At 65.1% G+C, this 12,346-nt stretch carries 10 protein-coding genes; 3 read left to right on the forward strand and 7 right to left on the reverse strand.

Translation table 11 applies throughout. The features are described 5' to 3' along the window. Positions 1–385 precede the first annotated feature (385 nt). The 3 genes from QZY03_RS10705 to queE all read left to right on the forward strand — a co-directional run bounded on the left by QZY03_RS10705 (position 386) and on the right by queE (position 2,457). Positions 386–622 (forward strand): hypothetical protein, encoded by a 237-nt coding sequence (locus QZY03_RS10705; protein ID WP_295580816.1) that lies wholly within the window; start codon positions 386–388, stop codon positions 620–622. Between the two features lie 102 nt (positions 623–724). Then, complete coding sequence (locus QZY03_RS10710; protein WP_295580818.1) at positions 725–1,819, forward strand: 6-carboxytetrahydropterin synthase; 1,095 nt, start codon at positions 725–727, stop codon at positions 1,817–1,819. Further along, positions 1,816–2,457, forward strand: a complete 642-nt coding sequence (gene queE, locus QZY03_RS10715; protein WP_295580820.1) for a 7-carboxy-7-deazaguanine synthase — start codon at positions 1,816–1,818, stop codon at positions 2,455–2,457. The genes QZY03_RS10710 and queE overlap by 4 nt, the downstream gene beginning before the upstream one ends. Before the next feature lie 198 nt (positions 2,458–2,655). Here the strand turns inward: queE and brxL are convergent, their stop codons facing one another. The 7 genes from brxL to QZY03_RS10750 all read right to left on the reverse strand — a co-directional run bounded on the left by brxL (position 2,656) and on the right by QZY03_RS10750 (position 12,223). After that, the gene (brxL, locus tag QZY03_RS10720) at positions 2,656–4,695 is read right to left on the reverse strand and encodes a protease Lon-related BREX system protein BrxL (protein ID WP_295580822.1); all 2,040 of its coding nucleotides are present in this window, start codon (positions 4,693–4,695) and stop codon (positions 2,656–2,658) included. Positions 4,696–4,699: 4 nt separating this feature from the next. Next, entirely contained in the window at positions 4,700–7,228 is a 2,529-nt protein-coding gene (locus tag QZY03_RS10725) for a PglZ domain-containing protein (RefSeq protein ID WP_295580824.1), read from the reverse strand. After that, positions 7,228–7,920 carry a hypothetical protein gene (locus QZY03_RS10730; RefSeq protein ID WP_295580826.1) on the reverse strand — a complete coding sequence of 231 codons (693 nt, stop codon included), beginning with the start codon at positions 7,918–7,920 and terminating at the stop codon, positions 7,228–7,230. The genes QZY03_RS10725 and QZY03_RS10730 overlap by 1 nt, the downstream gene beginning before the upstream one ends. A 5-nt stretch (positions 7,921–7,925) precedes the next feature. Next, positions 7,926–9,182 (reverse strand): AAA family ATPase, encoded by a 1,257-nt coding sequence (locus QZY03_RS10735; RefSeq protein ID WP_295580828.1) that lies wholly within the window; start codon positions 9,180–9,182, stop codon positions 7,926–7,928. 77 nt (positions 9,183–9,259) lie between these two features. After that, entirely contained in the window at positions 9,260–9,688 is a 429-nt protein-coding gene (locus QZY03_RS10740) for a hypothetical protein (RefSeq protein WP_295580831.1), read from the reverse strand. Continuing rightward, positions 9,681–9,944: a UPF0175 family protein gene (locus QZY03_RS10745; RefSeq protein ID WP_295580833.1), complete on the reverse strand. Its 264-nt coding sequence runs from the start codon at positions 9,942–9,944 to the stop codon at positions 9,681–9,683. Before QZY03_RS10745 ends, QZY03_RS10740 begins: the two co-directional genes overlap by 8 nt. 23 nt (positions 9,945–9,967) lie before the next feature. Then, on the reverse strand, positions 9,968–12,223 hold the full coding sequence (locus QZY03_RS10750) for a hypothetical protein (RefSeq protein ID WP_295580835.1): 2,256 nt from the start codon (positions 12,221–12,223) through the stop codon (positions 9,968–9,970). Between the last annotated feature and the right edge of the window lie 123 nt (positions 12,224–12,346).

Consider the following 12,346-nt stretch of genomic DNA (forward strand, 5'->3'; position numbering starts at 1 on the left):
CTACGCTTATCCACCCTACAGAACCTGCTCCGCTGTAGGGTGGATAAGGCGCGCCGCTCGGTGTCAGGACCCCGGCACGGAGGTCGCGCGCGCCGCATCCACCTTAGGGCAGCGCGATGTCGCCCAAATTCGGAATTGCTGGCGCCGGGGAACACTAAAGTCGGCATTCCTCAAGGTCGCGCAGTCGCGCGATTGTCCCAACGTAAAAAAGGTGAATTATACACACTTTTGGGTCGGTGGAAAAAAGCACCCTGGCGGCACACTCGGCTTGACGAGGTGCTCTTATCGAGACCTGAACTGCTCACTCCGCTTGATGAGCCGACACCCGACGACCGCCAGGGGCGGGGGCTGGCACCGGGACGGTCCACGCGGACGGGCTGGGCCAGTGCGCCACTGCCCATCCCGCGGCAACCGGGAACAAACCCGGCTGGGGATGATCGGGTGGCAGTTCGACGATCACGAAGAATTGCTTGGCCAGATCAATCTGCTGCTGAGCTACATGAACGGACTGCACGGCCAGCTCGGTCTGCCCGCGGCGATGAGTCGCGACGGTCCCGTTGCGGGCATGGGCATCCCGGAGCGCCGCTTGGCCGGAGCGATCTCATCCGTGTTACGCTCTTGAACAGCGGTCGGGTCCGCGCTCCCACCACTGCGGCGACGACCGAGGCACCACTCAACTATCGGTCGCCCGCCCCCCTCATCACGCGATTCGCAGGATCCTGAGATGACCGAGCGCCTGTTTCACGTCGCCGCGGCCCCCTTCGAATCCGCCCGCCGCGTCGCCATTCTCCCCGAGGGTCACCGCGCCCGGCGCCTCCATGGGCACAGCTTCACCGCCCGCGTCCGCGCGGCGCTCCCGCAGGACTGGGCACCCTTCCCAGGCGGGGAGACCAGCGCCCTCGCCCAGGCGCTGGAAGCCTGTGTGGCATTCCTGAACTACCGGAACCTGAACGAGCACCTCGCCATTCCGACCGATGAGAACCTGGCCCGCTGGATACGCCAGCGCCTCGCGGTCAGCGGGATCGAGACCGTTGGCATCCAGAGCACGCGGGACCAGGGGGCGGATCTGGACGCGGCGGACCGGGTCCACGTCTGGCGTCGCTTCCGGTTCGAGGCCGCCCACCGGCTGCCCCATGTACCTGAAGGGCATCAGTGCGGACGCATGCATGGTCATGGCTTCGAGGTCATCCTGCACGCGGATCAGGATCTGGGCGGTCAGGACATGGGGGTCGATTTCGACCACCTCGCCGTCGTCTGGGCGCCGTTCCATGCGCAACTGCACTACGCCTGCCTCAACGACATCGCCGGTCTTGAAAACCCCACGAGCGAACTGCTCGCTCGCTGGCTGTGGCAGCGCATCCAACCCACCTTGCCGGCACTGTCCTGGATCACCGTCTACGAGACCGCGACCGCGGGCTGTCATTATGACGGCAGTCACTATCGCATCTGGAAGGAGCAACGCTTCGAGGGCGCCCTGCAACTGCAGCGCGCCCCCGACGGGGACCCGCGCCGGCGCCTGCACGGTCACAGCTACCTGCTGCGCCTGCACCTGACCGCACCGCTGGATCAAGTGCTCGGCTGGACCCTCGACTACGGCGACGTGAAGGCCCTGTTCCAGCCGGTCTACGCGCGGCTCGACCACCACCGCCTCGACGCCCTGCCGCAACTGCGCGATGCGGACCCGGCGAGCCTGGCGCGGTGGATTCGCGAGGCGGTGGCTGCCGATTTACCGCAACTCGACCGCATTGATCTGCACGAGACGCCCGGTTGCGGGGCGGCCCTGTGCTGGGGCGAACTGGACCCTGCCCTGCCGTCATGAGCTACCAGGTCAAGGAGGTCTTCTACACGCTCCAGGGAGAGGGCGCCCAGACCGGACGCGCGGCCGTCTTCTGCCGGTTCGCCGGCTGTAACCTCTGGTCCGGACGGGAGCCGGACCGCGCCCAGGCGGTCTGCACCTTCTGCGACACCGACTTCCGCGGAACCGACGGACTCGGCGGCGGCGCCTATCCGACCGCAGACCGGCTCGCCGACCGGATTCACGCCGCCTGGACCGGCGCCGACGCCCCCGGTGTCCGCCCCTACGTCGTCTGCACCGGCGGCGAGCCGCTGCTGCAACTGGACACATCGCTGATCGCGGCCCTACACGCCCGCGGGTTCGAGATTGCCTGCGAGACCAACGGCACCCAGCCCGCCCCGCCCGGTATCGACTGGATCTGTGTGAGCCCCAAGGCGACCGCGCCCCTGGTGCTCCAGGCCGGCAACGAGCTCAAGCTCGTCTACCCCCAACCGGCGGCACCCCCCGAGCGCTTCCTCGGTCTCGATTTCCAGCACTACTTCCTGCAGCCGATGGACGGCCCGGACCTCGCCGCCAACACCTCGCGCGCCATTGCTTACTGCAAGGCCCATCCCCGTTGGCGGCTGAGCCTCCAGACCCACAAGCTGTTGGGGATTCCATGACCAGCCGGTACGTCCGGCAACCCCGCAGCACTCGCGGTCGCCGCGGCACCGCATCGCGGCGGGACGCCGCTCCCACGGGGAACTTTCTCGTCCGGGGTGGCTGATGTTCCTTCGCAGTAGGTGCGATTGTGGGGCGATTGTAGGGGCGACTTCAGTCGCCCCTACACACGTGAGCATCGATCATGAGCACCCGCCCGATCATGTCAAGCCAAGTGCCTTAAACGCCGCCTGGCGCATATCGCCGAAGAACACCGGGTCGACCTGCTCCAGCACGTCCGGGTTCACGTCCAGGAACTGCCGCTTGTTCTCGATCGGGATCAGCGCTCGCTTGCCGCCGTTGTCCATGGCGACCTGGAGGGGCTCGGTGAGTGAGCGCACGGGTTTGATGTTGCCCTGGATGCTCAGGTCGCCCAGCACCAGCAGCGCGGGTTGGGACGGTGACTTGCGCAGCGCCGAGTAGGCGGCGACGAAGAAGGCGACGCCAATCTCGGCCTCGACCTTGTTGCCGAGAAGGTCGATGACCTCGACGTGGAAGTCCGAGGTGTCGAGCTCCCGCGGCACACCGAAGAGGGTCTTGTTTGCGGACAGGTAACTGAAGGCCCGGCTCACGGACGCTTTCGTCGCCCCGCTTACGCCACCGGCGAGCTTGAGCTTGCCGGTGCCCGAGGATAACGTCACCTCGACGCGGCAGAGACCAACGGTGCCCTCACCGCTCACGGAAGCGGCATAGACCGTACCGGGCGGCAGCGGGTCGGCGGAGATGAGCCCACGACCACCCTGCTCCGGCACACCGACAAAGGTCTCCTCACCGCTGTCGTTGACCAGATAGCTGAAAGAGGTCTGGTAGTACTCAAAGGAACCCATCTTTTTGAGCTGCTCCTTCACCCGGCGCCGTCCTTCCAATGCCAGCTCCAACAGCTCGGCGAGGTCCTCCTGAGATACCTGCCCATGAGGGTGCAGGATCTTCACCAGGCCCGAGACGGTGCGCCGGACGGCTTTACGGTCACGCGCGTTCAGGTGGGCGCCCAGCGAGAAATAGTGGTCGATGATCTCGGTAAAATTGTGCTTGCGCAGCTCCCGCAGGGCCTCGGCCAGGTAATCGATGACGAACCCGTAGTGATCGGTGAAGTGCTCGTTGCGCATCTTCGGCACTTCCCAACCCGGCAGGTAGAAGTGCAGCCGGTCGATGAAGGCCATGTCGTCGCGGATCACCTCCGGCATGGGCGCGAACAGGTGTCCCGTCTGGACCATGACATCGATCGGTTGCTGGGTGTTGCCAAACATCGCGATGCTGGCATACCCCGCCATGGCCTCCTGGCCGCGCTGGAACTGGCCGGACTCGCAGAAGGTCTTGAGCGTCGTGATGACCTCCTTGGGCATCTTCTGCAGGTCGGCCACCTCGTCGAAACCGACCACGTCCCAAATCATCAGCATCCCTTTCTGCTTGCCGTTCATGTGGCCGAACAGATTCGCCACCGTCGTCGGACCGGTGAGCAGGGCCGCGTAGGGCGACAGCTCCTGGATCGCATAACTCTTGCCGGTGCCGCGCGGACCCAGCTCGACCAGGTTGTAATTGCGCTCGCACAAGGGAATCAGCCGACACAGAAACAAGAGCTTGACCCGCCGTTCCATCACCGTCGGTTCGTACCCCATGCTGCGCATGATCAGATCCAGCCACTCATCGGTGCTGAACTCGGCGCGCAACCGGCGGTACTCCTCAAGGTCGAAGCTCGCGAGCTGGATGGGCGTGAGCTTGTCGATCCAGAACGGATTTCTGCCCTTGGTTTCTTCGTCATACTCGAAGCGCATATCAACCTGCGCCCAGATGCCGCCGGTCAGGAGCCGGTCGAAGTCCCGCACGTAGCGGTCGGGGATGTGCACATAGGTGTGCCCGAAGTTGGTGACCTCCGCCCAGTACTGGGAGTCCACCAGGCGGACCTTCACCTTGTCGATAAAGGTATGCCGACCGTCCTCCTTGACCTTGCTCTGGGCCTTCGTGCTTTCGTCCGGGCGAATGTAATTGTCCGCCAGGGTGTCGTTGACCACCTGCAGCCCCATCTGAATCGCCATCTCGTCGGACGAGGCGCAGTATTTGCCAAGCAGGTACTCCAGGACGAAGACCGGCACGTTGGCGCCGACCTTGACCTTACGGACCAGGTCCTTGCGGACCACCTTGCCGGCGAAGACCCGGTTGACCTTGTCGTCGAGCGCGTCCCGCGCCATGGTGTCTTGGCTCATAATCTCAGATCCCCAGCTTTACGGGCAGTTCGTCGGACTCGGCCAATACGGTGTCCGTGTGGGCATCCAGCACCACCACCCGCAGCGACTGGCAGGCATCGTTGGTCAGCATCATGCCCACACTCGCCTCCGCACCCAACGCCAGGGTCAGGATGCCCTTATCGCGATCGAATGCACTGCCGAGCGCCATCCCCGCGCGGCCGACTTCTTCGGCGCCAGCCATCAACAGGACCCGCAGGGCAATCGGCTCTGTCGCCAGCAGATCACCCGCCGCGGCCAGCTTGAGCCCGAAGGTACGGTTGGTCACCGCTGGCGGATACCCCTCAATGCGGACCTGTACGCCAACCACCTCGGCCGGCTTACCCGCGGCCAGGCGCAGGCTGAGGACCGGAATCGCTAACTCCTGCAGGCTGAATCCACCGTGGTGGAAGCTCAGGCTGCCACCCGCCTTGAACACCCCGAGCCCGGTCGGAAAGACATAGTCCAGGTCGGCGTGGTAACCCAACTCAGCCCCGGCCACCCGCACGGTCCCGGTCGGCGTGCTGCCCCCGTGCCCGATCCAGCAGCGGCGGTGCAGGTCCAGGGTGACGCCACCGGGACTGTCCGTCTTCATGTCGTCGTCCTTGCGGATGGCGAATTGGTGACCGTGGTCGGCGGTGATGACGAAGTGCTCGATGCCGGCGGCGGCGAGCTTCCGAACCGCCCGTGCGAGGTTGCCGATCACGGAGTCCATCACCTGCCGGGCGAGCAGGTCGCTGTCCGTTTCCCCGGCGAAATCGATCTCCTGGGAGCGGATCACAACGAGCGAGGCGCTGCCGATCTCCTTTCTGACTTTCGGCGGGGCGTTGCCGAGCAGCTTACCCAGGGTCATCTCCACGGCATCGGGCACCTTGGCCTTGAGGAAGCGCATCCGCTCCGCGGAGTCCTTCATGTCGGTGCCTTCGATGCGCGCGGCGAGCTTCCCCTTGGCGTCCGTCAGGTCGAAGCTGGCCGAGGCCCCGGGCAGCAGGGCCGCCATGCCTACGGGGGTGATCGACGGCAGGGCGGCGACGGCCGCCCGCACCCGCAGATCCTTCGCCCCCTCGATCTGGCGCGCCAGTTCCACACCCATCTCGTAGCGCATCGCATCGACGAAGAACCAGGCGACCCGCCCGCCCATGGCCTGGACCACCTCCGGATAGATGCGCGTCTGGTGCAGTGCCCCGGGCACGGTCCAGGCGGATGCCGACAGCGCCTTGGCAAAACCGTCCGCCATGGTCCGCAGCAGGTGCTCATGTTCCTGGCGGATGACCGCCAGCGCCTGTTCGGCTTCCGGTTCATCGTCCATCTTCGCGACCCAGGCCTCCAGCCGTCGCTGCAGGCCGTCCGCCCGGTGCCAACCGTCCTCAGCCGTATAGGCGGCGAGCCACTTGGCGGGATCGGTCCCCATCCGGCCCAGCGCCGCGCGCACCCGTTCGAGTTCCAGCCCCAGTTCCGCCATCAGCCGGCAGGCCTCCCACTGGGCCTGGCGGCGCCACTCACGGTCGACCCAAAAACTCCGGCCGCGCGCGGTGACGATGGCCAGCGCCGCGGCGTAGTCCTTGCCGGCGATCAAGACCGCAGCATGGGCCAGCAACCGCTCTTCCTCGAACCGGAAGGTGTCGATGGACCCCAGGTGGATCGCCTCCAACGCGGCCCCCGCGAGCCCCAGGCCCTGCTCCACCGCGTCGGCTAGGCCCGCGTAGGCATCCGGATAACCGGCTCGCAGCCGCTGCGCCACGTCGCGAATGCGCTCGGCCTGGTCCTTGCCGGGTGGTACGGGAACCAGGCCGACCGATTTTGGCGGCTCGCAAGAGAGATCGGCACGAAACTCATTAACCAGGCAATAGCGGCAGGTCCGCTCCCGCGCCTTTGACACACGCGTGTCCGTCGGGAGTTCCAGACCCAGCCGGACCCTGATCAGCTTGAGCAATTCCGGTAGCGCCTCCTTTTCCACCAAGACCTCATCCCTGTCCGCGGACGCCAGCCAGTGTGAGAGCAGAGCCTCGGCCTGGGCACCGCCGAACAGGCTATGCAGTACCGAGGCCACCTGTCCCCCCTGACCCAGAAAGGCGACGATATCGTCGTAGGTCAGGTTAGCCGGCCGCAGCATCTCGTCGATCTGCCCGTCAGTGAACCGCTGGCGCAACACATTCAGCGCCAGCCGCTTGAGTTGCGGCTCGTAGCAGGTCCCGGCCCGCTCCAGCTCCATCAGCACGGAACCAAGGCGGTCCTTGGCAATGCCCGGCAGATACAGGAGCAGCGGTTCCGGCTGGTCGGCCGCCACGACCGGCTCGACCGCCGCGCGCAAACCGAAGAAGCTGCCCTCATAGCGGGCAAGCAAGGCGGAGCTGGAACCAATCGTCACCCGCGGCAGCCGATCGCCGTCAAGCGGCTCCAACTCCCGGTCGAAAAAGGGCCTGAACTCACTGCGCGGATCGTAGAAGACGACCACCGAGTGCTTGCGCAGCAGATCGTCCAGGTGCTCGCAGAGATAGTCGTGGAAAGCGTGCATCAGGCGTCCCCAGCGAGCAACCGTCCTTGACGGCGTAGCTCCAGCGCGACGAACGGCGACTCCTTCATCAACCGGGCAAATGAAACCTGTTCCTCCCAATAGCTCACGGCGTCCTCCTCGCGGTAAGATCGGAAGTCGTTCAGCCCGAGCCTATCGATCGTGTTCTGCACCTGTTCGTGAATATCCTGCGTCAGCCCATACGCCGGAAGAACCTGGAATCCGACGAGTTCTAACTCGAACCAGCCGTTTTGCACCTCGAACGGATCGAGCACATCCCCGAAAGCGTTCTTGCGCGCGTTCAATCGGGCGGCGGCCAGGCGATAGTTATCCCACTCGTAGACGCGATCCCAGGCACGCGACTTCGGCGCCATGTGATCGACCGAAGCCGCTCCCGTCACCGGGTGAATGCGAAAGCACGAATAGGCACAGACTTCGTCGTAGGCTCGCATCAGATCATCGATCGCCTCGGTCCAATAGGGTTTGAACTCAGACGACGGCAGGTCCTCCGGACGGTCGATCCGGACGGAAATGCTGGTGCCGTCGGGCTGGACTTCCTTGCGGGTTCGTGGCTCGACTGCCTTTCCCGACTTGCGCGGATGGGTTGGCATCTGACCAGTCATCTCGGCGATGGCAAGTAATCCGGGCTGACGCACCTTTGCGTCGAAATCTGATGGCTCAGGAGCCGGCGTCACCCTGATCAACTGTCCTGCCCCTTCTGCGATTCCCGATAGTGGGACCAGCGGACCCAAAACCGGTCGATGTCGCTTAGCACTCCCCGCAAAGCTGCATCGACCTCGTCGATTTCCGCGAGAGACGGGGACTCCTGTCGCAGCAACGCCAGTGCCTGAGTGATTGCCCGTTCTGCCTCCAAAGACCTGGGCTCCTTCAAGTCGAAGGCTGACGAAGTCAACCACGCATTGGCGTCACCCCGGCGACTCCATGGAAATGCACGGAGCTGCACCTCGCCGTGGGTCAGATCCAGCTCCCAGATGGCATCCTTGCGATCGTCGAAGCGCGGCTCCGAGGATGCGAGCACCAAAGGCGAATGAGTTGCTGTGATCAACTGAACGGGGATCGTATGCTCTCCTGTCAGCGCCGCCATGACATCCAGAAGCGCGGGGACGATGCAGCGCTGCCACTGGGGATGCAGGTGGGCTTCGATTTCGTCGATCAAAAAAACGATCTCCCGCGCGGGCGTGACCCCCTGAAGCTCGGCCGAGGCGAGGTGCTCCTGCCATGCCCACACCAGCAGATAGCCGAGTGAGACGATGCGGCGTATGCCCGCGGAGGCATGGATCAGTGGAACTTGCAAGCCATAGGGCATCTTGATGCTCGGGTGCTTGCGCGCATCGCCCAGAGAGACCTTCACCAAGGCGCCGGACTCCAACGGCTCCTCGTCCGCGGGCGAGAGTGCCCGCAGGACGCTCTGCAACTGCTCGAATGCCTTACCGTTTTCAAGCTGCCAGCTCGCCCAGTCCGCGATCAGGCCATTGCAGTGCTTGATCGGCTCGTTGAGCGGCAACCCATCCCAAACCGATTGCGGGGAAAATAGATACGCGGACTGCCGGTCGGCGTTCTCACCCTTCCAGTAATTGCGCGCCGGGTCCCACACCGAAAAGCCCCCATCGACTTGGGCGTAGAGCACTAATCCCGGGATCGGCGGACGCCCCTGGGCCAGTGGCCAGTGCTCGGATTCCCGATCGAACCTGCTCGTATACGCGTAAGGCCCTCCGCTTTTTTTCGTGTAGCGGTAGGTGATCTGCGGCTTGGTCGGGGGGCGATGCGGCATGAGCTTTTGCCGCGCCCAGGTCCGGGTCAAGGCCCACCAGGCTGCGTCCAGCAGGAAGGTCTTCCCCAACCCGTTATCGCCCACCAGGAAATTCATGCGCTCCTGGAACTCGATTTCCATGTGCGGAGCGGGACCGACGTCCTGAAATTGTAGGTATTGGAGCATGAGAATCGAGCCTACTGGTTGTCGGCGTTGGCCAGATCAGAGTTTGGAGTTCGGAGTTCGGAGTTCGGAGTTCGGAGTTAGCGTTCCTGCTCTCCCCGGCGCTTTAGTACTTCAGCGAGAATTTGGTCCCACGACATGGGCGCAGGCAGTTCACCCTTGCAAGCGGCCTGATTGTGCAAGGCGTTCAGACGAGCCCACAACGCGGTTCGGGGTGGTACGCTGTCACCAACCGGAATCAGGTCCGACTCGGCTTGGGGTCTTCCGTCTCCTGCATTCTCGCGCGTCTCAGCGATGGTGACGGACTTTGCTGTTTGCTCCAGATCGACAGCGGTTAAATCATACAGACCACCGCGACGGCGGCTAACCTTTTCGCTGATCTCGTCGGCACTGCGCAGTTTACCCCCGTCCGCGAGGTGCGCCTTTCGCGCCGCGAGCGCCAGTCGACCGATATCGGTGCGTGGCTGAAAGTCCTCGGTCATCGTATTGATGACGATACCCTTATCCATGGAGAGCAAAGTCGATTTCCAGTTCGGCATCGTCCGGCCGTAGATTGCTCATCGGCACGCAAACCCGTGCGAGCGACAACAAGAAATCGACGCGACCCTTGCCGCACAGCTTCGCGGCCTGCCCGGAAGACAACTTGCCCTGCTCGTAGAGCTTGGCCGCAAGCAGGAGACGCGCCTCCTCGGCAAACTCGGCAGGCGAGAGCGCGACATTGGCCAACACGTCGTCGTCGTAGTCGATGATCATCTGATGGGTCATGCTCGGGGCTCCGGTTTGAGTCGTCAGTCTTCAGGGTTGGAGTTCGGAGTTCGGGGTTCAGGGTTCAGATGGTAGCGGGTTCCGCGACCGGCGCCGGTCTTGGTGACCGTGCCCGCGGTGAGCAAGGCGTTGATGGCGAGGTTCCACTGGGCGTCGGTGAGGCTGGTAGCGGCGAGGATCTCGGACTTGCTGGTCGCACCCGCAGCAGCGGCGATGACCTGCTTGACGGCCTCCAGCACGACCGGATCGGGGGCGGCGAAACCCGTTGCAGGTCTGGAGCCTGGTCTATCGTCACCTGACCTCGGGGCAGTAGGAACGCGACGAACCGGGGCGCGTGTGGACGACTGGCGGCCACCGCCGCGGCCAGTGACCGGCGCGGGGGACTCCAGCAGACTGTTCAGCGCGTCCTTGACCGCGGCGGAGGTGCGCTCCGCAATGAGGCGATCCACCTCCGCCTGCGCAACCTTGAGGGGCAGCCATTTACCGGGTTTTTCGTCGTCGGTCTTCGGTCGTCCGTCGTCAGCAGAGCGGTCGTCAGTTGTCGGTCGCCGGTCGCCGGCCAAAGCGTCGTTGCCTCGCGAGTCCGTGCCCCGCCGACGACTGACGACCGATGACCGACGACTATCTGACGACTGCTCCCAAAATACGTCTTCCAACCCGTGGGCGATGGCGAGACTGCGGTCCGTGGCGCATTTGGGTACCACCCGCTCGGGCCAGAGGTGCATGGCCAGGTGTGACCAGTCGTAGTCGCCGGCGGCGAGTTTGTCCCAGCAGTCCTTGCACTCTTTCTGCCAGGCGCGGTGTTGCGGCACCAGGCGCCACAGGGGCGCGAAATTGATGATGACGCCGTCGTTGAGATCAGGATTCCAGAGGGGCGCGACCCGGGCGACTTCTTCCCGGAAGGCACGGACCTCCTCGACAACGCCTTCCTGCTCGGCGATCTCCTTGCGCTGGCTGGCGGTCGGGGTTCCGCCGGCCCCCTGGGCCAGCCCCATCAGCTTGCGCTCCTCGTGTTGGAGCTTGGGGGTCACAGAGTCGTTGAGGACCTTGTACAGGGTGTCCCTGGTGAAACGATGGTAATAGAGCCAAACCGAATAGCTCGCGGAAGGGGTGGCGAGTTGCCAGTAGATCGGCGCCTTGCGGCGGCTCTTGGAGTAGCGCTTGATGTGGTCCGCGAAGAATGACCGCGCGAACCAGGCCCGGAGGTCATTCCCTCGGCCTTCGAGTATCTCGGCGGCCTCGCGCCAGGTGCCGTCCGCGCCATCGGCGAAGACGATATCGAAGACAGCGCGGCTGCGCGTGGCGAGATCGCGCTCATGCCCCGGATCGTCCACCAGGATGCCGTCCCAAGGGATGTCGACGGGATACGCGGCGGGCAGGTCATCGACTCCTGCCGGCAGGCCCTGCGCGTTCTGCAATTGGCCGGGCGGGCAGACTGGCAGGGGGTCGAAGGGTCCCGGCGCAGCGGGCGCGGCGCGCTGGCCGGTCGCGAGCCGCAGGTCGAAGCGTCCGCAGGCGACACCGAGGGTCCAGGAGACCAGCAAGGCGGTCAGCGGGGCCGGGTCGGCGACCGCGCCGGGGCCCTCGTCGTCCTCGCCCCCATCCTCGCCCCCGTCCTCGCCTGGATCGGTGGGCGCCGCATCGAGCGTGCCGCCGGGGCCGACCTCGATGCGCCTTCGGTCCTCGCCGTCGATCCCGTAGAGCGCGAAGCAGCGGTCGTCGATGTCCACCTGGATGTCGGCAAGCTCCGCCTCCGTGGCCTGCACCCGAGCGGACCAGGCTGCGGCGCGGGCGGCCAGGTCCTCGCCGGGAACCTGGAGCAGGGCCGGCAGCAGGAAGGCGTGGGAGGTCTCGGTGGCGGTGTCTAGGGCGTGTTTTAGGGACCAGGCGCGATGGGCCAGGGTGGACAGGGTTTGGGCGTGGGTCGTCGGTCGTCCGTCGTCGGTCGTCAGCGGGGGGACCGGGGTCTGCTGGATCAGGCCGACCTCGTAGGATTGGGCGGCAGCATCTGCGGCAGCTAGCTGCAGCTCAACTAGGGCACCGAAGGGCGCCGAATTGACCGCGCCGAGCAGCGTCAGCAGGGTCTGGGGGTCATCGCCTTCAACGAAGGCGGCGGGTCCCTTGTCCGCAAAGATGCAGCCCGCCGGCATGGCACGCATGGATAGGCCGCTGCTGGTCCGCCGCGGCCAGGTGAGGCCGGGGCGGAAATAATGCTCGGTCGACCGGATGTTTCGCGCCCAGTGACCACCGCCATAGCGTACGACCTCGACTTTGGCCATTTCAGGGAGTCGAGGCCAGTTGATTCAGCACGCGTTGCCAATCCTGGCGGGAAATAACGAGGGCGTCCGGGTCTGCGGTTGAGTTGACGAAATTCGCCGCCGCCCAACTGGTGCGGCGCACCA

Source organism: uncultured Lamprocystis sp., assembly GCF_903933125.1.
Taxonomy (GTDB): Bacteria; Pseudomonadota; Gammaproteobacteria; order Chromatiales; family Chromatiaceae; genus Thiodictyon.

Bases quoted from the DNA above. Each gene is read 5' to 3' on its own strand.
- QZY03_RS10710 (WP_295580818.1), top strand. From the start codon at position 725: ATGACCGAGCGCCTGTTTCACGTCGCCGCGGCCCCCTTCGAATCCGCC.
- queE (WP_295580820.1), top strand. From the start codon at position 1,816: ATGAGCTACCAGGTCAAGGAGGTCTTCTACACGCTCCAGGGAGAGGGC.
- brxL (WP_295580822.1), bottom strand. From the start codon at position 4,695: ATGAGCCAAGACACCATGGCGCGGGACGCGCTCGACGACAAGGTCAAC.
- QZY03_RS10725 (WP_295580824.1), bottom strand. From the start codon at position 7,228: ATGCACGCTTTCCACGACTATCTCTGCGAGCACCTGGACGATCTGCTG.
- QZY03_RS10735 (WP_295580828.1), bottom strand. From the start codon at position 9,182: ATGCTCCAATACCTACAATTTCAGGACGTCGGTCCCGCTCCGCACATG.
- QZY03_RS10740 (WP_295580831.1), bottom strand. From the start codon at position 9,688: ATGGATAAGGGTATCGTCATCAATACGATGACCGAGGACTTTCAGCCA.
- QZY03_RS10745 (WP_295580833.1), bottom strand. From the start codon at position 9,944: ATGACCCATCAGATGATCATCGACTACGACGACGACGTGTTGGCCAAT.
- QZY03_RS10750 (WP_295580835.1), bottom strand. From the start codon at position 12,223: ATGGCCAAAGTCGAGGTCGTACGCTATGGCGGTGGTCACTGGGCGCGA.